We start from the raw sequence: 21,940 nt of genomic DNA on the forward strand, positions 1-21,940 counted from the left end.
TCCCGCCGTATCTCAAATCTGGATGCAGGGCAGGCGATGCGGCGGTACCACGCCCATCGTGCCAGCCTGCGCGCCCGGCGGCTAAATAATCGCCCGCCGGGGTTTGGGGTTTGATCCGTTCAAACCTCAAACCAAGCAAAGGAATACAGATATGAGTACCATTCAAAGCCGCATCGTCCGTTACGGAGAGCTGCAACCCTGCAAAACCGCTTTCATCGATGCCCACACACCGGGATCGGACCAGAAAGAGAACTTTACCATCGTCGGCGGTGGCGTCTCGGAAAGCCCGGACCAGCACGTTCACATCACCGACAAGATCGGGTTCAACATTGGCGCGGCGGGGCAGCCGCCGAAATGCCGCAACTCTTTGCACAGCCACACCACGGCCGAGGTGTTCTTTGTTGCCAAAGGCCGCTGGCGTTTCTTCTGGGGCCGGTATGGCACAGCAGGTGAGTTCATCGCTGAAGAGGGTGACATCTTCAACATCCCCACCGGCATCTTCCGCGGCTTCGAAAACGTTGGTCAGGACTACGGCATGATCATGTCGATCCTTGGTGGTGACGACGCGGGTGGTGGCGTGACATGGGCACCTCAGGTTATTGAAGACGCTCAAGCCCATGGCCTGATGCTGGGCAACAATGGCGTGCTTTATGACAGCAAGAAGGGTGAAGAGCTTCCGCACAATGTGCAGCCCATGCCCTTGCTGACCGAAGAGGAACTGAAAGCCTATCCCGAAGTTCCGGTCGAGGATGTGGTCGGTAAATATGTTGCCCGTTATTGGGACCTGATGGCGCTGTCGGCAAACAAGCCTGCTGTCGTGATCGGTGAAAACGGCCTGATCAAGGACAAACCGGGCTTCGAGGTTGATTTCCTAACCCGTGGCTCAGCTGTGAACGATCGTGTCAAAGCAGAAAAACCGGTGGTCCTGATGCCCGCAAGTGGCCATTGGCGGATCGAGATCAACGATGTTGTGACCACATTGTCCAACGGCGATACCGCAGTGGTAATGCCGGGCGAAAGCTACAGCGCTCAACCTTCGATGACCGGTCAGGCCGGGCTTTATCGTATCACCGCAACGGATGATCCGGCGGGTGCAACCTGGACTGGTAACTAACACAGACGGAGACCCTGCATGACCAAAATTCTTACTTCACATGTGGGGTCTCTGCCCCGAACTCAGGACGTTGTGGACTTTATCTTCGCGCGCGAGAACAACGAGGCTTACGACGCCGCTGCTTTTGATGTTTGCATGACAGAAGCGGTTTCCAAAACCGTGCGCAAGCAGGTTGAGGCTGGCGTCGATATTGTCAGTGATGGCGAAACCTCAAAGATTTCCTATGCCACCTACGTCAAGGACCGCTACGCGGGGTTTTCCGGTGACAGCCCGCGCAATGCGCCCGCTGATCTGAAAATGTTTCCCAGTTTTTTGGAACGCCTCGCCAATGACGGCGGTACTCCGCAATATGCGAGGCCCATGTGTACAGGTGAAGTCCGCTCGAAAGGTCAAGGCGAGCTTGAGAAGGATATTGCCAACCTCAAAGCCGCCATGGCTCAATACGGTGCTGAGCGCGGGTTTATGAACGCAGCCTCACCCGGTGTGATTTCCCTGTTCCTTCAAAACGACTTCTATCCCAAGCGTGAAGCTTATCTTGCGGCGCTGGCGGATGCGATGAAAGAAGAATACGAAACCATCGTGGCCTCTGGTCTGGACCTGCAATTGGACTGCCCCGATCTGGCCTTGTCGCGCCACATGCTGTTCACCGATCTGTCCGATGACGAGTTCCTCAAGATCGCCGATATGCATGTCGAGGCACTGAACCATGCCTTGCAAAACGTACCGCAGGATCGCGTGCGCGTGCATATTTGCTGGGGCAACTACGAAGGGCCGCATTGTTGCGATATCGGAATGGACAAGGTGTTCACCACGCTGATGGCAACCAAAGCCCGCTATATCTTGTTCGAGACCTCAAACCCGCGTCACGCCCACGAATGGGCCGTGTTCCGCGACCGCAAGGCCGAGATCCCGGACGACAAGGTTCTGGTGCCCGGTGTCGTCGACACCACCACCAATTTCGTCGAGCATCCCGAATTGGTGGCCCAGCGGATTGAGCGTTTCACGGACATCGTGGGGGCAGATCGTGTGATTGCCGGCAGTGACTGCGGCTTTGGCACCTTTGCCGGTTTTGGGGCCGTGGACCCTCAGATCGCCTACGCCAAACTGGCTTCGCTGTCCGAAGGGGCTAAGCTGGCTTCGGCATGACACCATTGATCCTTTTACCGGGCATGATGTGCGATGCCCGGCTCTTTGGTCCCCAGATCGAGGCGTTGTCGGGTAAGATGCCGGTCATGTCCTTTCCGCTGCATCAGCATGACAGCGTCGAGGCCCTGGCTGCTGAAATTCTGGCCCACGCACCGCCCGCCTTTGCGCTTGCCGGGCTGTCGATGGGCGGGATCGTGGCGATGGAAGTGTTGCGACAAGCGCCCGCGCGCACCCAAAAGCTGGCGCTTTTGGACACCAACCCCTTGGCGGAAACGTCCGAGGTCAAAGCCCGCCGTGCCCCTCAGATCGAGGCCGTAAAGAATGGTAAGCTGCGAAACGTGATGCGGGACGAGATGAAGCCGAATTATTTGGCAGATGGCCCTCATCAGGGTGCGATACTTGACCTGTGCATGGCAATGGCCACTGATCTGGGGCCCGAGGCATTTCTGCGCCAGTCCCACGCTTTGATGAACCGCCCGGACCAGCGCCAGACCCTATCTGCCTATTCCGGAAATACCCTGGTTCTCTGCGGCAGGGAAGATGGTCTTTGCCCGGTCGAGAGGCATCAGTTGATGCATGATCTGCTGCCAAACAGCGTGTTTGAGATCATCGAAGAAGCCGGGCATTTGCCCACATTGGAACAACCAAACAAAACCACGGCGGCGTTGATCCGCTGGTTGGAGGACACATGACACCGTCACTTTTGTCACTGCTCCGCAAAGTGGATACGCCCACTGTCTGCAACGCCATTGAGGTGGCGCAAGGCAAGCGCGGGTTCAACGGCTTTACCCGCGGCACCATGCTGTGCTCGGCTCCGGACGAACCAGCCATTGTCGGCTATGCCCGCACAGCCAAGATTGCAGCGGTCGATCCGCCAACCGAACCCGCCGATGTCATCAAGGCGCGCCGAATGGCCTATTACAAGTACATGGCCGAAGGGCCCGCGCCTTCGGTCGCAGTGGTTGAGGATTTGGATTTCCCCGACTGCATCGGTGCCTATTGGGGAGAGATCAACACTACGGTCCACAAGGGATTTGGCATGTCGGGGGCATTGACCAACGGCGTGATGCGGGATCTGGGGGACGTGCCCGAAGGATTCCCCGTTGTTGCTGGGTCTGTTGGCCCAAGCCACGGCTTTGTCCATGTCCGCGAGATTGACACGCCTGTCACGATTTTTAGCCTAACGGTCAATCCCGGTGACTTGATCCATGCGGATCGGCACGGTGCGTTGGTGGTTCCCGAAGACGTCGTTGACCAACTTGAGGTCGCAATCCAGAAACTGCTGACCACGGAACGTATCGTCCTGGACGCTGCCGCGCAGCCGGGATTTGATTTTGATGCCTTCTCGGTCGCTTGGTCTGAGTTCGAGAAAGCTCGCACCTGAAGACGTGTGACTCAACTGGATCGAGCCTGCGGATTCTGGTTCCAGCATAAAATTGTGGTTGCCGGTCGATAGATTACAATCCGGCTGTCACAACTTCGTTGAACAGTCCAAAACCGCAATGCGGTTCGTCTCTTATCGCCAGAGGGACAACATGTCTGAGTGCGCAGGGTATCGAGCGATCTCTAAGCCGTATTTTACGCTACACTGTGGCGCGCCAAAAAGCCCGACAGCTTTTTCAGCCCGGCCTTAAGATCCGCTGTCGGATTGGTATAGCCAAGGCGCAGCCAGCCCTCCATGTCCATCGCGCTGCCTGGTGTCAGCATCACGCCTTCTTCTTTCAAAAGCATCACGCAAAGATCACGTGACGACATAGGCAAATCATACTTTAGCAATGCCGTGGTGCCTGATTTTGGCGGCACCCAGCTTAGGAGTGGTTCATTAGCGATCCAATCTTCGACGATCTTCAGGTTCTCTCGCGTGATCCGTTGTGCGCGCGCCAAAATTTTATCGCGGTTTTCAAGCGCAATGGCCGCGAGCATTTCGTCAACCTGACCGACCGAAATGGTGTTGTAGTCACGGTGGATCATCACATCATGAAGCATGTCGTTGGGCCCCGCGATCCAGCCGACTCGCAACCCGGCCAACGAATATGCTTTGGACATACCCGCCGTGCTGATCCCTTTTTCGTAAAGATCGGCCACGGCCGCCGTAAAGCCATCACCGGTCTGGTCGGTGCCGCGATAGACTTCATCGCACAAAAGCCATGCATCAACGCTGCGCGCGATTTCGACGATTTGTTCCAGCAAGGCACGGTCCATCAAAGCGCCGGTCGGGTTGTTCGGATTGTTGATCGCAATCAACCGCGTGTTGGGTCGAACCATCGCGCGCAACTTGTCGAGATCGGGCAGAAACGCGTTTTCTGGGTTCAGATGCAACAGCTCTACTTCCGCTCCGATGCTTTCGGGGATCGAGTAATGCTGCTGATAGGTCGGGATCACCGAAATCACGTGATCCCCGCCCGCAACCAGCGTTTGATGCACCAAAGAGTTGGCACCGATGGTTCCATGGGTCGTCAGGATATTTTCACGAGTCTGGTTTTCGTACAGCCCACTGATGGCATCGCGCAAACGGTCCGAACCTTCGATTGCGCCATAGGTCATCTTCATGGCGGACAGATCGTTCAGAATGCTGTTGTGTTGGCCCGCCATCTCAAAGAGCTCACCCAGTGTAATAGACTCGACGCAGGTTTCAGCCAGATTGAGTTCGCACTTGGTTTCGAACTCGTTCATCCACATTTCGACACCGAAAGGCCTGATATCCATGGGTCTCTCCTATCGTCTCAGTAAAGCCGAAGCCGCGACATTGATGGCGCGTGCCACCATGGTATCTTCCAGACTCGGGTCAATGGAAAGTAGGAACACAAGATTTTTGCTCGGCTTCGTCTCTGAGACACCAAGCCGACAGAATTGACCTTTCAGATGAACAAGCCGTCGGCTCAAGAATTCAAAACAGAGCTGTCGGGATTAAGTTTGACAATGCCCGCTGACTTTTTCGCGAAACAAAAGGTGCATGCCCTTACCGCTCGCCAAAATTTGGCTGCCTTGCGTTAAAAACTCGTCCAGGGGTTCGCAGTCGATCTGCCCTCCGGCCTCCTGGATCATCGGAATGGCGGCAAAAGCATCCCAGGGGTTCAAATGGGCCTCATAGTAACCTTCAGCCTGACCGGTGGCCACGGCCAGCAAGCTGATCGCAGCAGAGCCGTTGCGGCGGTATTCTATACCTGCACCCAGCAAAGCCTCGATCAACTGAGTATGTTCTGTAAATGGTCGGCGGGTCGACCAGCCCAACATCAATTGAGAACGGGTTGGTTCAGCGCAAGTGGAAACACTCAGGCGTTTTTCGTTCAGCCAAGCACCACCCCCGACAGACGCCCAGGCCAACATGTTCAGGTCTGGCGCGCAGATGACACCAAGCGGTATGTTTTGGCCGTCATAAAACGCTATGCAAACGCCCCAGTCGCGATGCCCGCGCATGAAGTTGGCTGTCCCGTCAATCGGGTCCACAACCCAAAACGCATTGCCCGACCCGGATACGCCGTCCTCTTCACCCAACATGGCGTCGTCTGGCCAGCTTTCCGCGATGCGTTGACGTATCAGGTCTTCGACCGCGCGATCCGCGAAGGTGACAAAATCCTGTGGGCCTTTCTCGGCGATGAATTCAGCACCGCGCTCGTCGCGAAGACGCACAGCCAGCGCAGCGGCGTCTTGGGCCAAAGACTTGGCGAAGGCCAGCCGGTTCTCGACATCGGTCATGTCAGCTTCCCACCTTGGCCAAAACTTCCGATTTCAGAAACCGTTCGATGAACAACATGAATCCAACCGATGGGACCAACAGAATGAGCGCAGTGATTGAGGCGATTTGATAGTTCCCCTCCATTGATGCGGTGAACAACAGCAAGGGCATCGTCGTAATGTCCGGCACGCCAACAAAGTACGTTCCGGTGAACTCGTCCAGCGAGATCAGGAATACGAAGATTGCACTGGCCATCAGTCCGGGAAGGGCAAGCGGTAAGGTGACAGTGCGGAACACCGTGAAGGGTGACGCCCCCATATTTGCGGCGGCTTCCTCAAGCTCTCGATCCACGGCGGCAAACGCGGCGGTGGCGATCCAAACTGAAAACACCAGCCCTTGGATCGTATGTACCAGAACCACGCCGACATAAGTGCCATTCAGGCCCAGCCCATAGAATATGCGCGCGATGTTCATGTGTACGGCGATGGATGGAAAGGCTTGTGGCAACAGGAACAACAGCAGGAAGAATGTCCGCCATGGCAGGCTGCCGCGCCCCAACGCCAGCCCCGCCGGGATAGCAACCACCAGAGACGCCAGCACAGTAAACAGAGCGATCAGAACCGAGCTATAGAGCGATTCCATTGCGTTGCCCTGAGGACGGAACACACGCTCCCAGAAGGAAAAGCCATAACTTTGCGGGAGTTTCGCCGGAAAATACCACGTCTCGGCGACGGACCAGATCAGCATGTTGGTGATCGGTCCAAAGATAGCAAAGGCCAGCAGGGCCAACAGCACTGCCGTGAGGGTTGTGCGAAGAATGGTCATGCGGGCTTCCCTCCTTCACGGACGCCTTGACGCAGGTAGACCCAGGCGATCACGGCCGTCATTGCATATGAAATAAAGCCCAGCGCGTTTGCCACGCCATAGTCGGAATAGGCGTTGATGCGCCATGCCATGTCCACCGTGATCATCGTGGGCGTCTGTGCGTTGATCATAAGCGGCACGGACAAAACGGACATCATCACGACGTACGACAGGATCAGCCCGACCATGAGTGTTGTGCCCACTTGCGGCACCACAATTTCAAACAGAATTCTAAGTCTGGACGCGCCCAGATTGCGAGCGGCTTCGATCGTCGAACGATCCAATGACGCCATCGCGCCTGCAACCAGCAAGGCCACGAAGGGTGTTTGTTTCCACACAAAGGTAATCACGATGCCACGCCAGTCCAGATAGCTGGCGGCTTGCAAAGGTTCCATCAAACCGGTTGAGACAATGATATTATTCATCATGCCGTTCTTGGCGAGGAAGGTTCGCATCAGCTTTGCGGCAACAACAAACGGAATGAACAAAGGCCAGCGATAGAGCCAGCGCAGCACGGCAAGGGCCACGCGGTTTTCGCCTAAGGTCAGATAGCCACCGATGGCAACAGAAAGCAGGCCGATAATTACGGTTGAGATACTGACGATGATCAGGGTGAACAGGACATCGTTGGAATACAAAGCAAAGGCCTTTGTGAAGTTCTGCAGACCCCAACCGCCAAGCTCCTCATCACGGAACGCCCACAACAGGGAGTAGCCCAGAGGGTATAGAAACAGGCAGGCAAGCAATACGATTGCCGGAGCAATCAGGATTAATGAGGCTTTTCGGGTGATCATCGGGGGTCAGTCCAAGAATTTTGAGTGCGGGCCCCATGGGGGAGGGCCCGCACATTGGTTTCCATGAGGGGGATTTAGTTGGAAACCTTTTGCTCGTAGGCTTCGCGGATATCGTCAAAGAACGGACCCAGCGGGAAGGGTTTGCCTTTGGCAGCCAGATCTTCCGGCGTGACATCGGTGAACAGCTTGTTCCAGGTTTCCTGATCCAACGCGCTTTCGACATGCTGAGCGTCGATGCCAGGATACCAGTTGAAGCGCTTGACGATGCCTTCGGCCTGAACTTCGGGGCTGGTGGCCAGGGCGATGAACTTGCGCGCCGCTTCAGCGTTCTCTGCCTTGGCCGGGATCGCGTAGTAATAGGGCTGACCCGGCATGCCGGGCTCGGGCAGCAACAGTTTGAGGTTCGGATTCAGGCGGCCGTCGGCTTGCCATGTGTAGAACATGTCAACCCAAACCGGTCCTATCACGATCTCACCCCGGTTCATCATATCCAGAGTGCCCGCGTTGCCGGGGGTAAAGGTGACGTTTTCGTTGAAAGCTTTCAGGTCTTTCAGGGCCTGGTCCCAGCTGTTTTTCAACTCCGGATCGTAGGGGCCGTTCATCAACTGATCGGTGTTGCCAGCATAAGCATACATCCACGCTGCGGTGAATGCGACGCCCGACATTCCGTTCTTGATGCCGTTATAGCCGAACGCGCCTTTGTTTTCTGCTGTCCAGGTTTTCAGCTCGTCAAAGCTTGCAGGTGGATTTTGGACCAGATCGGGGTTGTAGGCAATCGCGGTCTGGCTGTGGAACATGGGCATGACATAGCCCTCGACATCTGTGCCCAGAGCAGTCTTGGACGTGTCGCGCGTGGCAAGCTGACCGGTATCGATGTCACCTACGTATTTCTGCAAGAGACCTTCTGTCACCATCTCACCAGATTTCAGCTGGGTCATGACAACGACATCTGTATCCCAAGCTTCGTTTCCGGCCTGTGCCTTGATTTTTTCAAGAATTGCCTGGCTGCCTGCGTTGCCTGGGCCTGTGCCGACAACGTTCACTTCCCAGCCCGGGTTCTGTTCCTCGAACAGCGGGCCGAGATAATCGGTTACGTAATCAACCATGTTCTGACTGCCGCCAGAGGCCACGTTGAGCACGTTTTCGGCCTGCGCCGTGCCTGTGACAGCGACGACTATGGCCGCTGAGGCAAAAAGGTTTGCAATTTTGGAAGTCATGGTGTTTCTCCAGGGTCTCAGAGGTGTTGTGCGGCCGGGGTCGCCGCCTCATGTCCGGTCACGGCTGTCTGGGACTTTGCAGGAAACAGACTTAAGGCCGTGGCCGGTACGCTTACATCGACAACCACGCCGATGGGCATTTTGTGGGGATTGTCCACCATGATCCGGGCTTCGCCGACCTGTATTTCATGGCGATAGACCGATCCCAGATAGGAATGCTGAAGGACCGTTCCGGGCAATGACAAACAATCATCAGACGCGCCACCCAATCGGGCAGCATCGCTGTGAAACAAAATTTCAACCGGTCCGCTTTGGCTTTCGGGGAAATGGACGCCAGAACGATCCTGACCGGGCACCGGAAGGCGATGGGTTTCGCCATCCAATGTCAGATCAATGGATGAAGGGCCAATCTCGGCGACACCATGCAGTGTATTTCCCGCACCCATGAACCGGGCGACATATGGATTGGCGGGTGTGTGAAAGACATCTTCCGGAGTTCCGACCTGCGCGATGCGACCTTGGTTCAGGATCACAACGCGGTCTGCCATCGACATGGCTTCTTCGCGGTCGTGGGTGACCAGGACTGTTGTCAGGCCAAGTCGCTGTTGCAGGCTCCGGATTTCGTGCCGCATATTCGCGCGGATGCCTGCATCAAGGTTGGACAACGGTTCATCCAGCAGCAAAACCGGTGGGTCTATGGCCAAAGCACGGGCAAGCGCCACACGTTGCCGCTGACCACCCGACAAAGCGCCGATCTTGCGATGGATCAGATCACCCAACCCGACAAGCGCGGCCATTTCCTGTACGCGCGATGCAACCTGAGCTTTGCTTTTCTTGCGAAGCCTCAGCCCGTATCCGATGTTTTGCGCCACATTCATGTGCGGCCACAGCGCATAGGATTGGAACATCATCGCCATGCCGCGGTTCTCGGGGGTGGTGTGGCTCATATCCTGCCCATCGACAGAAATCGACCCGCCGCGCACTGGAACAAAACCAGCGAGGGCCCGCAGCAAAGTTGTCTTGCCACAACCCGACGCCCCGAGCAGGGCAATGAACTCACCGGCCTTTACGTCAAGGTCGATATTGGAAAGCACATCCTGCTCGGCGTACCCCACCCGAAGGTTGCGCAGCTTGATCTCGGCCCCAAGCGTGGAAGAAGAAGATTCGTAGTCGACCGGAGCAAGGTTCATTTTGCATCTTTCATAATTCTGCTACAAACGTAGTGAACACGTGTTCATGTAACGGTAAGAAATGACATCTTTATGACGCAACCCTAAATTTCAGATATTCGGAAAAGAAGTTCCGGTCCTTCGAGATGAGCCCCGACTGACACATGAATACTGGTAAAGAAATCAAGCCTCGCCGTGTAACGGCAAAACAGGTCGCCGAGGCCGCAGGCGTTTCGCGGTCAGCAGTATCGCGTGCATTCACGCCGGGATCGCCTTTGGATGAGGACAAGAAGAAGAAAATTCTTCAGGTTTCTGAACAGCTTGGCTACCGTCCCAATGCGCTTGCGGCGGGGTTGCAAAGCAGGGGTCGATCTAACCTTGTCGCCATTGTTACAGGTGATCTTGTCAATCACTACGACAGCGAAATTCTGGCAAAGCTGATGCGGGGATTACATGCAATGGGCAAGTGGCCCGTTGTACTGGGAGGCTCTGCCGAAACATCCGAAGCCGAAGTTCTCGAAGTGCTGGCGTATCCGCTGGATGCCCTGATTCTGCGAGGGGGCAGTGTGGACGAATCAGTAGCGATCCATTGCGCCAAGTTGAACATTCCCCTGATCGTGTCTGGTCGTGTGATGGACGCCGACAGAGTGGATTGTGTCTGTTGCGACAACGCGCGCGGGGCGGAACTGGCGGTGGCGCGGCTGATCGCCCAGGGTAAAACCCGGTTGGGCTATCTAGGCGGCTTGGCGCATTTGTCGTCCGATCAGGAACGGAAGGCAGGCTTTGAGAATGCTCTTGCCAAGGCAGGTCTGAAACCAGCGGCCGTAAAACACTCTGACTTCAGCTACGAGGGCGGATACGCGTCACTCATTGAAATCTTAAGCAGTGAGGTCGAACTGGACGGGCTGTTCTGTGCGAATGACGCTATGGCGTTGGGTGCGATTGCTGCGGCCCGGCAACAGTTTGGCATGTCTATCCCTTCTGACCTGTCCGTTGTCGGATTTGATGATATCGCGATTGCCCAATGGCCCAGTTTTCAGTTGTCGACCATCAGAAACGATATGGATCAGACTGTTTCGCAGATATTGCGGCTGCTCACCGAACGTTTGGATCAACCTGAAAAGCCCAGCGAAACCATTCTCATCGAACCGGAGTTTATTTCTCGAGGAACGCATTGATTATGAAGGCTAATGTTGCAAGTTTTTCAATCTGGATGCTGCCAGAAGAGCCTTTGCTGACTGACTTGAGTAAAAGGATCAAGCAATTTGCTGATGCAAACGGCACACCATCGTTTATCCCACATGTAACTCTGGTGGGTGACATCAAGGGGGAAGAGGCAGAACTGAAGGCGACTCTGGGCAAATTCTCAGCGGGTCTTTCCAGTTGCAACCTGACCGTGACCAGGATTGGTGCTGAAAACGTGTTTTATAAATCGCTTTATCTTGATCTTGCACCTACGCCGGATTTAGTGCGCGAGCAGGAAAAGTTGGCCAGTGCCTTGCCGGCATCCCAGCGCCCAAGGGACTTTCTGCCTCATGTTAGTGTGGCTTACGGTCCGATTGCCCCGGAAATCAAATCCGCAGAAGCCCATGTTTATGAAGACATGATTGGAACGCAGATCAGTTTCCGGCGCTTACATTTGGTAAGGTCGAGTCAAAACGTGCCTGTCGAAGACTGGAACATTCTCCTGTCTTTTGATCTTGCATCCATTTAGGGCTCTCAGATCCGGTCTCTTGGGACTCAACCGTTACCGAGAAAACACCTTGCTGCATATGGTGCACTGGTCATTGCCAACTAGGTCTATGAGGACGTATCAATCAATTATGGATTTTGGATCCAAAATCCCATATTGAAGCGATAGTAGGTGATTCATAGAAGCCAACGTTCGTGAGAAATTGTGAATATGGCGGCTTTGACCACCTGTTTCGCTACTGGCGGTCAGGTTCGCAAGTGTCACGCATCGCGGTTCGTTTGAGCCACTGAGACGTCCGGAGAACGACTGGGCGACCTGTAAAGTTTCGGCCAACGTGCCCAAAGCACTTTGGCCGCTGACGCATTGAGGAAGGATAGCTTCATGTCCAAGAATGTCTTTACCGGCATCATGCCCGCCCTAATGACCCCCTGCAAAGACGATCGGACACCCGATTTCGATGCCCTGGTCAAAAAGGGCAAGGAAATGATCGCGGCCGGTATGTCTGCCGTTGTGTATTGTGGTTCGATGGGTGACTGGCCGCTGCTGTCGGATACTGAGCGGATGGAGGGTGTCGAGCGTTTGGTTTCAGCAGGTTTGCCTGTTGTCGTCGGTACAGGTGCAATCAACTCGAAATCAGCGGTCGCGCTGGCGGCGCATGCGCAAAAAGTGGGCGCAGCAGGGCTTATGGTCATCCCGCGCGTTTTGTCTCGCGGGTCCTCGGTCGCGGCACAGCGCAACCATTTCAAAGCAATCCTGTCCGCAGCACCCGACGTTCCGGCCATCATTTACAACAGTCCTGTCTATGGCTTTGCGACCCGGGCCGAGTTGTTCTTTGCCCTGCGGGCCGAGCACCCAAATCTGGTGGGGTTCAAGGAATTCGGCGGCAAGGACGATCTGCGCTACGCGGCAGAGCATATCACCTCACAAGACGATCAGGTTACGCTGATGGTGGGCGTAGACACCGAAGTTTATCATGGTTTTGTCAATTGCGGAGCAACTGGCGCGATCACCGGGATTGGAACGGCGCTGCCGAAAGAGGCGTTGCTGCTTGCGGCCTTGTGCCAAAAGGCGGCGGCTGGTCATGCCGAAGCGCGCTTGCGCGCGCGTGAACTGGAGGAAGCCTTTGGTGTGTTGGCAAGCTTTGACGAAGGCACCGATCTGGTGCTGTATTACAAGCATCTGTTGGTTCTGAACGGTGAAACGGAATACCGACTGCATTTTGTTGAGACCGACGAATTGACGGATGCGCAACGCAAGTATTGCGAACAGCAATATGCCCTGTTCCGCGTGTGGTTTGCCGACTGGTCAAAGCAGGGCGGAGTGATAGCTGAATGCATGTGATCGACAGCCATACGGGCGGGATGCCCACGCGGGTGATCCTGGATGGGGCACCCGATCTGGGATCTGGCTCATTGGCCGAAAGGGCCCGTCGTCTGGCCACAGAGCATGAGGCATTTTACAAGTCTGTTTTGCTGGAACCACGCGGGCAGCCCGGCATGGTGGCCGCGCTACTTGTACCGCCAGAAGACCCGAATTGCGAAACTGGCGTGATCTATTTCGATGCCGATGCGGTTCTGGGAATGTGCGGGCATGGCACGATTGGTCTGGCGGTGACGTTGGCGCATCTGGGCCGGATCGCGCCGGGCACGCATAAGATTGAAACGCCAGCCGGTCAGATCACGGTCGATCTGCTGGACGCGATTACCGTACGTGTCACCAATATCGAAAGCCGCCGGGTAAAGACGTCGGTTGCGATTGAGGTCGCAGGCTATGGTCAGGTGACAGGTGACTTGGCGTATGGTGGAAACTGGTTTTTTATTGTCGATCCCAGTCCAATTGCTGTGGAACCAGGGAACATTCGCGCTTTGACTGACTTATCCATTGCCATCCGCGAAGCTTGTATCTCTCAGAAGGTATGTGGTGAAAACGGACAACCGGTGGACCATGTGATCCTGCAGGGCCCGTCGCCCACAAAGGGCATTCACAGCCGCAATTTCGTGCTGTGCCCAGATGATCAATATGACAGGTCCCCCTGTGGCACGGGCAGTTCGGCGCGACTGGCGTGTTTGGCTGCGGATGGAGTGCTGGTCCCCGGTGAAGAAATCACTCAGGAAAGTGTGATCGGCAGCTCGTATCGCCTGAGCTTTCAACCCGGGCCAAACGGGGGCGTGATCCCAACGCTGACCGGCCGGGCGTATATCATGGGGGAAGGCAAATTGATTTTTGCACAGAACGATCCTTTTCGCGAAGGGATCTTCCTTTGACGTAGATGTCAGGGGGCGGCGTACTCGGCCTCTGAATTTGAACTACAGATTGAGATTTTCGAGCGATGCAGCAAAGCAACCCTACAGAAATCGTTGTGATCGGCGCTGGTGTCGTTGGTATCAGCGCGGCGATAGAGTTGCAAAAGCGCGGCAAGCAGGTTCTTGTTCTAGACCGTGAAGGTATCGGGTCAGGGGCTTCGAAAGGCAATGCCGGTGCGTTTGCCTTTACCGACATTGTGCCGCTTGCCACGCCCGGGATCATGCGCAAAGCGCCGGGTTGGCTGCTTGATCCGTTGGGTCCGTTATCGATTCCTCCCGCATATGCTTTGAACATCGCGCCTTGGATGCTGCGGTTCTGGCGGGCCAGTTGGCGTGATCGCTATGCGGCATCACTGTCAGCGCAGGCCGTTTTGATGAACCACTGCCGCGCGGCGCTGGAACGTCAAATCAAAGAGGTGGATGGCGAGGCGCTGATACGGCGCGAAGGCCAGTTACAGCTGTTCGAAAGCGAAGCTGAGTTTCGTGCCAGCCTGCCCACTTGGGACTTGCGCAGGGACCATGGCATTCCGTTTGATCTGTTGGATAGCCCAGAACAGATTGCCGAGGTTCAGCCCGGTCTGAACCGCCGATTTACCCATGCAGGCTTTACACCAACTTGGATGAACACGGTTGACCCGGCCCGCTGGACCAGCCATCTGGCCGCGCAATTCACCGCGCGCGGAGGTCGTGTTGAACGCGCGGGTGTTGTGGCGTTGACCCGGTCCGATTCGGGCGTGACTCTTTCAACGACAGATGGTGACGTTCCGGCCGGTCAGGTGATTGTGGCTGCCGGGGCATGGTCGCACCAATTGGCTGCAACCTTGGATGATCACATTCCGCTCGAGACCGAGCGCGGGTACAACACCACCCTGCCAGCAGGCGCTTTTGATCTGCGCACTCACCTGACCTTTGGCGGGCACGGGTTCGTGGTGACGCGGATCAACGATGGTGTCCGCGTTGGAGGCGCGGTTGAACTGGGTGGGTTGAAGCTGGCCCCAAATTACAAGCGTGCCGATACACTGTTGGCCAAGGCTGGGCGGTTCCTGCCTGCCTTGAACCTTGAAGGTGGAACGCAATGGATGGGTTTCCGCCCATCGCTGCCAGACAGCCTGCCGGTCATTGACCGCTCTGCCCGAGCGCCTCAGGTTCTATATGCCCTTGGCCACGGCCATCTGGGCCTTACCCAATCCGCAGGCACCGCTGAGCTTATCGCTGATCTGGCCACGGGCGCCAAACCCGTGCTTGACTTGACACCTTACGCATCCACACGGTTTTGAGCCCGAGGATGCGCGATGAAAATCACTACGGCATTCGCGGTAACCAGCGCCTGTCGCGCAACATGATTGAGGAGCCAAATGCGTAGCAGCAAGACGATACACGTGATTTCGGCGCATGCTGAAGGCGAGGTGGGCGATGTCATAGTTGGAGGTGTTGCCCCACCACCCGGCGAAACGGTTTGGGCGCAGCGCAATTTCATCGCGCAAGACCAGACCTTGCGAAACTTTGTCCTGAACGAACCACGCGGCGGTGTGTTCCGCCATGTCAATCTGCTGGTGCCACCGAAACACCCCGAGGCCGACGCAGCCTGGATCATAATGGAGCCGGAAGACACACCACCAATGTCAGGGTCAAATTCGATCTGTGTCTCGACCGCGCTGTTGGATGGCGGGATCATTCCGATGCAGGAACCCGAAACCCACATGGTGCTAGAGGCCCCGGGCGGGCTGGTTCGGGTCAGGGCTGAGTGCAGCAATGGCAAGGCGCGGCGTATTTTTGTACAGAACCTGCCCAGTTTCGCCGATAAGCTGTCGGTCCCGCTTGAGGTGCCGGGGTTGGGCACGATCACTGTGGATACGGCCTATGGCGGCGACAGTTTTGTGGTGGTTGATGCCAAGGCGCTGGGCTTCGAAATTGCCGAACATGAAGCCCGCGGCATCGCCGGTTTGGGCGTCAAGATCACAAACGCAGCCAATGAGCAGCTTGGGTTCTCGCATCCTGAAAACCCCGAGTGGGATCATATCTCGTTCTGTGCCTTCTGTGGTCCGTTGACTGAGACCGAAACAGGGCTGACCGGTAAGTCCGCTGTCGCAATACAACCGGGTAAGGTCGACCGCTCGCCCACCGGAACAGCAGTATCCGCACGCATGGCGTTGATGGTCGCAAAAGGATTGATGACGACTGGTCAGACGTTTGAGGCCACATCAATCATCGGGTCGAGCTTTACGGGCCGGATCGTCAACGTTACGCACGTGGGCGGTCGCGCGGCGATCATACCCGAGATCAGTGGCCGAGGATGGATCACTGGTATTCACCAGCATATGCTTGACCCTGACGATCCTTGGCCCGGCGGCTATCGTCTGTCAGATACCTGGGGTGTTTGACCGCGTGTATCCATACCCCGCGCACGGGCTGGTGGAAGCATTCTGCCGGTGCGAAATCATTGGTTCGGCATTGAGAAATTGCGAAAACTCGGTACCCCTAACTAAAATGCTGCAGGGCTAGACTTGAAATGGCAGGAAAACGAGCAATCACCAAGCAGAGCTTGCCGGAGGCCATCGCAAATGATCTGCGGGAACGTATTCTGAGCGGTGAACTGGCCGAGGGTGAAACCATTCGGCAAGAGGCACTGGCTGAAGAATACGATGTTTCTCGAATGCCGGTCCGTGAAGCGCTCAAACGCTTGAACGCCGAGGGTCTTGTGCAATGGGCCAACAATCGAGGCGGCTCTGTCACCAAACATTCCCTCAGAGAAATTGGCGAAATTTTCGATCTGCGCATCCTGATCGAAGTGGATCTGTTCCACCACTCTATCCCAAATATGACAGCCGCTGACTTTGCACGGTGCGAAGAGATTCTGACCGAGATGGAGAGATCCTATGACGAAAACGATGTGGGGAAGTGGGGTGTCCTGAACTACGAATATCATTCAGCTCTTTACGCTGCCTCGCAGCGGAAACTGACCAACGAATTGCTGGATCGCATCAGTCTGCAATCGGATCGGTATGTGCGTATGCATCTGAGTGTGATGAAGCAGCGTGAACCGGCAAAGAAAGACCATCGCGACCTGTTGCGGCTGGCGCAAGAGCGTAAAGTTGAAGAGGCTTGCGACGTCTTGGCCAACCATATCCGGCGCACCAAAGAGCAGCTTCTGGGCATGATCGCCGCGAAACGCGCGGCTGAAGAGGTGTGACGTTTTTCGCGGTTATGTTCCCCTTTTCAATCAGCTGACGAATGAGGCTGCGTGACCTTTACCGCGTATGGTGAATCTATGATTGCTGACCGTGTCGCGGTGGGACGCGACTTGACAAGTTGTCGGGACAGGGTGCCTTCTTTTCATATTAGGGTGGTGGCAAATGTTCGGGACGCCTCAGTTTGGCGTTAAAACCGTTTGACGAGGCACTTACCGTCCGAAGAATTGAATAAGAAAGTTGCAGGTTTTGACAGAGGCAAACGAGAACGCAGCGCTAAACCTGCATGATGTCGCGATTGATGTGCTTCCGCGGTCGAAGGCGGTCACATGATCCAACCTGTTCCCATCGTTTCGGCCCGAGCCTGGCAGCAATACCAACCCTTTGCCGCAGGAAAGTATGTGTGCCGCGGGCAGACCGAACATGGCTTTCACGCTGTGATCGTAGCGCTTGAAGCGGCTGACGGCACCATCGGCTGGGGAGAGGCGGCGCCCCTTGGGGCGTTTTATGCCGAGGCTTTTCCCGAAGAGATGGCGGAAGGCACAGCGCGGTTACTACCAGAGGTGATTGGTCGACCGTCTGACGCACCAGCTCAATTGGCCGAGGCGTTGAACGCGGCCATGCTGGGCCAGCCCGCGGTGAAATCCGCAATTGACATGGCCGCGTGGGATTTGGCGGCGCGCCGGGCAGGGATGCCGCTTTGTTCCTTTCTAGGCGGGGGCGCCACTCGATCCGTTACGCTCTATCGCTCGATCAGTCAGGCTGCCCCAGATGAGATGGCGCAGAGCGCGCAGTCCTATCTAAAGCAAGGCTACCGGCGTCTACAGGTCAAAGTTGGACAGGACCCGTTGGAAGATATTGAGCGTTTGCGCGCAGTCCGAAGCGCTGTTCCTTCTGATGTTGCGCTCTATGCGGATGCCAATGGCGGATGGCTGGTTGAAGATGCGCTTCGCTTTTTGCGGGGGGTGGGCGATCTGGATTTTTGGCTTGAACAGCCTTGTATGTCGATGGCCGAAAACCGGCGTGTTGCGCAATCTTGTCCTCATCCGTTCATTTTGGATGAAAGCATTACGGGTCTCGAACCTATGCTAGTCGCTCATGCCGATGGGATGGTTTCGGGGGTAACGCTTAAAATGGCCCGGATCGGTGGGGTTGGCCCAACCCGGCTGCTCAGTGATGTGGCCGTGCAGCTGGGGTTGAAGGTGACCATTGAAGATACTGGCGGAAGCACCATCAACACGGCCGCCACAGCTCAGATGATGGCAAGACTCCCGGTGCGGCTTGCAGCTCACTCGGTGGACTTCATGAATTGGGTGACGGTGCAGAATGCGACCGGCATGCCGCCCTGCACTGACGGATTGCTGCACGTGCCGAAAGGAGCAGGTCTGGGGGTTAAGGTCGACCCTGATACCTTGGGCGAGCCGTTTTCTTTCAGTGCCTAACGTTGATTTGTGTGTGCGAAAGCGCCCGGGTTGGACGCTGCCGTCTTAGTCTTGGAACGGCCCGGAACGAACCGCTCTGGGCGAGCATCCGTTCACTCTTTCGCGTAGATGATCACAGCGTGACGTGTTCGGCCAGCCCTGCTTGATCTGCGAGTTTTGCGGCGACTGATGCGACGGCGAGGTCTTGTAATCCGACGCCTGTTCCGTCGAAGAGGGTGATTTCTTCGGCGCTGGTGCGGCCCTTGTGGTCGCTGTTGATGACGGCGCCGATGGGGGTGATCTGGCCCTCGGTCAGGGTGCCGCCCGCGATGGCGTGTTGGGCCTCGCCAATGGTGGTGGATTGTGCGACCTCGTCGGTGAAGACGGTGGCGGCTGCGACCAGCGCGGCGTCGACCTCTTGCTTGCCTTTGGTGTCGGTGCCCATGCAGGCCAGGTGGGTGCCGGGTTTGATCCAGTCTTTCATCAACAGTGGTTCAAAGGCCGAGGTGATGGTGATGATGACATCCGCCTGTGCACCCAGATCTTCTTGGCTGACGGCCTCGAACTCCAGACCCAGCTCGGTTACGACCGCGCCCAGGCGAGGCAGCATCTCGGGGTGCGGGTTCCAGGCGACGACTTTCTCAAAGTCGCGCTGCTCGGCAGCGGCGCGCAGCTGGAAGGCGGATTGGTGGCCTGCGCCGACCATGCCCAGCACCTTGGCATCCTTTCGGGCCAGATGTGCAATCGACACAGCTGAGGATGCCGCTGTGCGCACGGCGGTCAGGTAGTTGCCGCCGACCAGTGCCGAGAGCCGCCCGGTATCGGGGTCGAACAGGAAGACGGTGGACTGGTGATTGGTCAGGCCCTTATCGATGTTGCCAGGCCAGTAGCCGCCGGATTTCACACCCAGCACCTGACCGGCGCGGTCAAAGCCGGATTTGAAGCCATAAAGCGCATCGGCATAGCCGATGGCCTCACGAATGACCGGGAAGTTATAGGCGTCGCCACGCGCCATGGCAGCGAAGACGTCCTGAACCGCATCGAAGGCCTCGCGGCGTCCGACCAGTTGCTGGCAGAGGTCTTCTCCAACGATCAGCAGGGGTTTGTCTGTCATATCTTTCATGACCTTTTCCTTGAGCTTTGGGGTGCAGGTCCGGGCGGCAGGGGAAGGGATAACTGCCGCCCGGGACGCATGTGCGGCGGCTAGTAAGCCTTGCCGCGCGCGGAGACCGGCCAAAGCGCTTCAACTTTGCCGTTCCGAACACCCACATACCAATCATGCACATTGGCGGTCGGGTCACAGTGACCGGGCACCAGATGCAGCTTGTCATTGACCTTGAGAACACCGTCGGGGTCGGCGACCACGCCGTGCTCGTCCGAGCATTTGACATATTCCACATCCGTGCGCCCGAAGATCACCGGCAGGCCGCTGTCCACGGATTGGGCCTTGAGACCGGCATCCACAATGGCCTTGTCGGCCTTGGCATGGCTCATGACGCTGGTGAGGATGAAGAAGGCGTTCTCCCACTGTCCCCGGTCGATGCGGTTGCCGTTTTCATCAAGGATGCGGCCATAATCGGCGTCCATGAAGGCGTAAGAGCCGCATTGCAGTTCATTGTACACGCCCGAGGTGCTCTCGAAGTAATACGACCCGGTGCCGCCACCGCCGACGATGTCACAGTCCAGCCCTTCGGCGGCCAGCCCGTCCACGGCGTCTTTGACCTGCGCCACGGCGATGTCGATCTTGGCTTTGCGGTCCTCATACAGATCCATGTGCTGCATCGCGCCCTGATAAGCCTGGATACCGGCAAACTTCAGCCCCGGGGCCGCGTCGATGGCCTTGGCGATGGCGATGACCTCGGGCGTGGTGGTCACGCCGCAGCGACCCGCGCCGCAGTCGATCTCGACCAGACATTCGATCTGGGTGCCGTGGCGTTCAGCCGCTTCGGACAGATCGCTGACATTGTCGATGTCATCCACACAGCAGATCGTGCGCGCACCCAGCTTGGGCATCCGCGCCAGCCGATCAATCTTGGCCGGGTCACGCACCTGGTTGGAGACCAGAACATCCTTGATACCGCCACGGGCAAACACCTCGGCCTCCGAGACCTTTTGGCAGCAGATGCCACAGGCGCCGCCCAGCTCGACCTGCAGCTGCGCCACGTCGACGGATTTATGCATCTTGCCATGCACCCGGTGGCGCATGCCGTGGGCCTTGGCGTAATCGCCCATCTTCTGGATGTTGCGTTCCAGCGCGTCCAGATCCAGCACCAGCGCCGGGGTCTGAATCTCGGATGCGTCCATGCCGATGGCGGCGGGAATGTCGTAGCCGACTTCGAGTTGCTCGATGTTTGCGGGCTTGTTCATGATGTCCTCCTCAGCCCCGGGTCCAGGGCAGTTTGTCCAGATCCACATTGCCGCCGGTGATGATCACGCCGACGCGTTTGCCTTTGAAGGCTTCGGGGTGCTTCAGGATGGTGGCCAGCGGCACGGCGCAGCTGGGCTCCATCACGATGCGCAGGTATTTCCAGGTGGTCTTCATCGCCGCGATGATCTCGTCTTCGCTGGCGGTGTGGATGTCGCGCACGAAGTTCGACACAAAGTGCCAGGTGTTTTCCTTCAGCGGCACTTTCAGCCCGTCGGCAATGGTGACCGGGGCGTCATCAGCGATGATGTGACCGGCCTTGAAGCTGCGATAGGCATCGTCGGCCTGTTCCGGTTCCGAGGCATAGATCTGCACCTCAGGCGCCAGGTTCGACAGGGTCAGGCAGGTGCCCGAGATCATGCCGCCGCCGCCGATGGGCGCAACCACCGCGTCCAGCCCGTCGGTCTGTTCCAGCAGCTCCGCCGAACAGGTCGCCTGCCCCGCAATCACGCGCGGGTCGTTATAGGGGTGCACGAACTCACCGCCGGTGCGCGCCTGCACCTTGGCAAATACCGCCTCGCGCGAGGTGGTCGAGGGCTCGCATTCGGTGATGATCCCGCCATAGCGGCGCACCGCGTCCTTCTTGGCCTGCGGTGCCGTGCGCGGCATCACCACGTTGCAGGGAATGCCCCTGCGGCCCGCCGCATAAGACAGGCTGAGCGCATGGTTGCCGGAAGAATGCGTGCAGACGCCGCGCTCTGCGGCCTCGTCATTCAGGCCAAAGACCGCATTGCAGGCCCCGCGCACTTTGAAAGCGCCCGCCTCCTGGAAGTTCTCGCATTTGAAGAACAGCTGCGCGCCGGTCAGATCGTCCAGATACTCCGATCGCAACACGGGGGTGCGGTTGATATGGGGTTTGATCCGCTCATGCGCCTCGCGCATATCGGCGATGGTCAGGCAATCGGCTGTGGTCATTGCATCCAACATCGG

Annotated in this window: 21 protein-coding genes; 12 read left to right on the forward strand and 9 right to left on the reverse strand. The window is 57.1% G+C overall.

Annotated elements, in window-relative coordinates:
* Nucleotides 1-151: 151 nt before the first annotated feature.
* The 4 genes from GS636_RS12995 to GS636_RS13010 are packed head-to-tail and all read left to right on the forward strand — an operon-like array spanning nucleotide 152 to nucleotide 3,644.
* Complete coding sequence (locus tag GS636_RS12995; RefSeq protein WP_171669764.1) at nucleotides 152-1,114, forward strand: cupin; 963 nt, start codon at nucleotides 152-154, stop codon at nucleotides 1,112-1,114.
* Nucleotides 1,115-1,132: 18 nt separating this feature from the next.
* Complete coding sequence (locus GS636_RS13000) at nucleotides 1,133-2,260, forward strand: cobalamin-independent methionine synthase II family protein (protein WP_171669765.1); 1,128 nt, start codon at nucleotides 1,133-1,135, stop codon at nucleotides 2,258-2,260.
* Nucleotides 2,257-2,952, forward strand: a complete 696-nt coding sequence (locus GS636_RS13005) for an alpha/beta fold hydrolase (RefSeq protein WP_171669766.1) — start codon at nucleotides 2,257-2,259, stop codon at nucleotides 2,950-2,952. Before GS636_RS13000 ends, GS636_RS13005 begins: the two co-directional genes overlap by 4 nt.
* Nucleotides 2,949-3,644 (forward strand): RraA family protein, encoded by a 696-nt coding sequence (locus GS636_RS13010; RefSeq protein ID WP_171669767.1) that lies wholly within the window; start codon nucleotides 2,949-2,951, stop codon nucleotides 3,642-3,644. Before GS636_RS13005 ends, GS636_RS13010 begins: the two co-directional genes overlap by 4 nt.
* A 194-nt stretch (nucleotides 3,645-3,838) precedes the next feature.
* Here the strand turns inward: GS636_RS13010 and GS636_RS13015 are convergent, their stop codons facing one another.
* The 6 genes from GS636_RS13015 to GS636_RS13040 form a co-directional block, all read right to left on the reverse strand.
* Entirely contained in the window at nucleotides 3,839-4,966 is a 1,128-nt protein-coding gene (locus tag GS636_RS13015; protein ID WP_171669768.1) for an aminotransferase, read from the reverse strand.
* 201 nt (nucleotides 4,967-5,167) lie between these two features.
* The gene (locus GS636_RS13020; protein ID WP_171095274.1) at nucleotides 5,168-5,956 is read right to left on the reverse strand and encodes an inositol monophosphatase family protein; all 789 of its coding nucleotides are present in this window, start codon (nucleotides 5,954-5,956) and stop codon (nucleotides 5,168-5,170) included.
* Nucleotide 5,957: 1 nt separating this feature from the next.
* Nucleotides 5,958-6,761, reverse strand: coding sequence for an ABC transporter permease (locus GS636_RS13025; protein WP_171187581.1), 804 nt, complete (start codon nucleotides 6,759-6,761; stop codon nucleotides 5,958-5,960).
* Entirely contained in the window at nucleotides 6,758-7,594 is an 837-nt protein-coding gene (locus GS636_RS13030) for an ABC transporter permease (RefSeq protein ID WP_171669769.1), read from the reverse strand. The genes GS636_RS13025 and GS636_RS13030 overlap by 4 nt, the downstream gene beginning before the upstream one ends.
* Nucleotides 7,595-7,668: 74 nt before the next feature.
* Nucleotides 7,669-8,811, reverse strand: a complete 1,143-nt coding sequence (locus tag GS636_RS13035) for an extracellular solute-binding protein (RefSeq protein ID WP_171669770.1) — start codon at nucleotides 8,809-8,811, stop codon at nucleotides 7,669-7,671.
* Between the two features lie 17 nt (nucleotides 8,812-8,828).
* A complete protein-coding gene (locus GS636_RS13040; RefSeq protein ID WP_171669771.1) occupies nucleotides 8,829-10,001 on the reverse strand; it encodes an ABC transporter ATP-binding protein in 1,173 nt (390 codons plus the stop codon).
* Nucleotides 10,002-10,144: 143 nt separating this feature from the next.
* On the opposite strand from GS636_RS13040, the gene GS636_RS13045 reads away from it, so the two are divergent.
* The 8 genes from GS636_RS13045 (at nucleotide 10,145) to GS636_RS13080 (ending at nucleotide 18,606) form a co-directional block, all read left to right on the forward strand.
* Nucleotides 10,145-11,158 (forward strand): LacI family DNA-binding transcriptional regulator, encoded by a 1,014-nt coding sequence (locus GS636_RS13045; RefSeq protein ID WP_171669772.1) that lies wholly within the window; start codon nucleotides 10,145-10,147, stop codon nucleotides 11,156-11,158.
* 2 nt (nucleotides 11,159-11,160) lie between these two features.
* Nucleotides 11,161-11,694, forward strand: a complete 534-nt coding sequence (locus GS636_RS13050; RefSeq protein WP_171669773.1) for a 2'-5' RNA ligase family protein — start codon at nucleotides 11,161-11,163, stop codon at nucleotides 11,692-11,694.
* Nucleotides 11,695-12,054: 360 nt separating this feature from the next.
* Nucleotides 12,055-13,014, forward strand: coding sequence for a dihydrodipicolinate synthase family protein (locus GS636_RS13055; RefSeq protein ID WP_171669774.1), 960 nt, complete (start codon nucleotides 12,055-12,057; stop codon nucleotides 13,012-13,014).
* Nucleotides 13,005-13,937: a proline racemase family protein gene (locus GS636_RS13060; protein WP_171669775.1), complete on the forward strand. Its 933-nt coding sequence runs from the start codon at nucleotides 13,005-13,007 to the stop codon at nucleotides 13,935-13,937. The genes GS636_RS13055 and GS636_RS13060 overlap by 10 nt, the downstream gene beginning before the upstream one ends.
* Before the next feature lie 65 nt (nucleotides 13,938-14,002).
* A complete protein-coding gene (locus tag GS636_RS13065) occupies nucleotides 14,003-15,253 on the forward strand; it encodes an FAD-binding oxidoreductase (RefSeq protein WP_171669776.1) in 1,251 nt (416 codons plus the stop codon).
* A gap of 78 nt (nucleotides 15,254-15,331) precedes the next feature.
* Nucleotides 15,332-16,357: a proline racemase family protein gene (locus tag GS636_RS13070; RefSeq protein ID WP_171669777.1), complete on the forward strand. Its 1,026-nt coding sequence runs from the start codon at nucleotides 15,332-15,334 to the stop codon at nucleotides 16,355-16,357.
* A gap of 128 nt (nucleotides 16,358-16,485) precedes the next feature.
* Nucleotides 16,486-17,166 (forward strand): GntR family transcriptional regulator, encoded by a 681-nt coding sequence (locus GS636_RS13075; protein WP_171669778.1) that lies wholly within the window; start codon nucleotides 16,486-16,488, stop codon nucleotides 17,164-17,166.
* A 327-nt stretch (nucleotides 17,167-17,493) separates the two neighbouring features.
* Nucleotides 17,494-18,606, forward strand: a complete 1,113-nt coding sequence (locus GS636_RS13080) for a mandelate racemase/muconate lactonizing enzyme family protein (protein ID WP_171669779.1) — start codon at nucleotides 17,494-17,496, stop codon at nucleotides 18,604-18,606.
* A 112-nt stretch (nucleotides 18,607-18,718) separates the two neighbouring features.
* On the opposite strand, the gene bhcD is transcribed toward GS636_RS13080, so the two are convergent.
* The 3 genes from bhcD to bhcB all read right to left on the reverse strand — a co-directional run bounded on the left by bhcD (nucleotide 18,719) and on the right by bhcB (nucleotide 21,937).
* Nucleotides 18,719-19,699: an iminosuccinate reductase BhcD gene (gene bhcD / locus GS636_RS13085; protein ID WP_216602903.1), complete on the reverse strand. Its 981-nt coding sequence runs from the start codon at nucleotides 19,697-19,699 to the stop codon at nucleotides 18,719-18,721.
* Nucleotides 19,700-19,788: 89 nt separating this feature from the next.
* Nucleotides 19,789-20,952 carry a 3-hydroxy-D-aspartate aldolase BhcC gene (gene bhcC / locus GS636_RS13090; RefSeq protein ID WP_171669781.1) on the reverse strand — a complete coding sequence of 388 codons (1,164 nt, stop codon included), beginning with the start codon at nucleotides 20,950-20,952 and terminating at the stop codon, nucleotides 19,789-19,791.
* A gap of 10 nt (nucleotides 20,953-20,962) precedes the next feature.
* On the reverse strand, nucleotides 20,963-21,937 hold the full coding sequence (gene bhcB / locus GS636_RS13095; protein ID WP_171669782.1) for a beta-hydroxyaspartate dehydratase BhcB: 975 nt from the start codon (nucleotides 21,935-21,937) through the stop codon (nucleotides 20,963-20,965).
* Nucleotides 21,938-21,940 lie beyond the last annotated feature (3 nt).

The sequence above is a fragment of the Ruegeria sp. HKCCD4884 genome (assembly GCF_013110855.1).
Lineage (GTDB): Bacteria > Pseudomonadota > Alphaproteobacteria > Rhodobacterales > Rhodobacteraceae > Ruegeria.

Bases quoted from the DNA above. Each gene is read 5' to 3' on its own strand.
- GS636_RS13035 (WP_171669770.1), bottom strand. From the start codon at position 8,811: ATGACTTCCAAAATTGCAAACCTTTTTGCCTCAGCGGCCATAGTCGTC.
- bhcD (WP_216602903.1), bottom strand. From the start codon at position 19,699: ATGACAGACAAACCCCTGCTGATCGTTGGAGAAGACCTCTGCCAGCAA.
- GS636_RS13080 (WP_171669779.1), top strand. From the start codon at position 17,494: ATGATCCAACCTGTTCCCATCGTTTCGGCCCGAGCCTGGCAGCAATAC.
- GS636_RS13025 (WP_171187581.1), bottom strand. From the start codon at position 6,761: ATGACCATTCTTCGCACAACCCTCACGGCAGTGCTGTTGGCCCTGCTG.
- GS636_RS13010 (WP_171669767.1), top strand. From the start codon at position 2,949: ATGACACCGTCACTTTTGTCACTGCTCCGCAAAGTGGATACGCCCACT.
- GS636_RS13040 (WP_171669771.1), bottom strand. From the start codon at position 10,001: ATGAACCTTGCTCCGGTCGACTACGAATCTTCTTCTTCCACGCTTGGG.
- GS636_RS12995 (WP_171669764.1), top strand. From the start codon at position 152: ATGAGTACCATTCAAAGCCGCATCGTCCGTTACGGAGAGCTGCAACCC.
- GS636_RS13020 (WP_171095274.1), bottom strand. From the start codon at position 5,956: ATGACCGATGTCGAGAACCGGCTGGCCTTCGCCAAGTCTTTGGCCCAA.
- GS636_RS13015 (WP_171669768.1), bottom strand. From the start codon at position 4,966: ATGGATATCAGGCCTTTCGGTGTCGAAATGTGGATGAACGAGTTCGAA.
- GS636_RS13000 (WP_171669765.1), top strand. From the start codon at position 1,133: ATGACCAAAATTCTTACTTCACATGTGGGGTCTCTGCCCCGAACTCAG.
- GS636_RS13050 (WP_171669773.1), top strand. From the start codon at position 11,161: ATGAAGGCTAATGTTGCAAGTTTTTCAATCTGGATGCTGCCAGAAGAG.
- GS636_RS13005 (WP_171669766.1), top strand. From the start codon at position 2,257: ATGACACCATTGATCCTTTTACCGGGCATGATGTGCGATGCCCGGCTC.
- GS636_RS13055 (WP_171669774.1), top strand. From the start codon at position 12,055: ATGTCCAAGAATGTCTTTACCGGCATCATGCCCGCCCTAATGACCCCC.
- bhcB (WP_171669782.1), bottom strand. From the start codon at position 21,937: ATGTTGGATGCAATGACCACAGCCGATTGCCTGACCATCGCCGATATG.
- GS636_RS13065 (WP_171669776.1), top strand. From the start codon at position 14,003: ATGCAGCAAAGCAACCCTACAGAAATCGTTGTGATCGGCGCTGGTGTC.
- GS636_RS13030 (WP_171669769.1), bottom strand. From the start codon at position 7,594: ATGATCACCCGAAAAGCCTCATTAATCCTGATTGCTCCGGCAATCGTA.
- bhcC (WP_171669781.1), bottom strand. From the start codon at position 20,952: ATGAACAAGCCCGCAAACATCGAGCAACTCGAAGTCGGCTACGACATT.
- GS636_RS13070 (WP_171669777.1), top strand. From the start codon at position 15,332: ATGCGTAGCAGCAAGACGATACACGTGATTTCGGCGCATGCTGAAGGC.
- GS636_RS13075 (WP_171669778.1), top strand. From the start codon at position 16,486: ATGGCAGGAAAACGAGCAATCACCAAGCAGAGCTTGCCGGAGGCCATC.
- GS636_RS13060 (WP_171669775.1), top strand. From the start codon at position 13,005: ATGCATGTGATCGACAGCCATACGGGCGGGATGCCCACGCGGGTGATC.
- GS636_RS13045 (WP_171669772.1), top strand. From the start codon at position 10,145: ATGAATACTGGTAAAGAAATCAAGCCTCGCCGTGTAACGGCAAAACAG.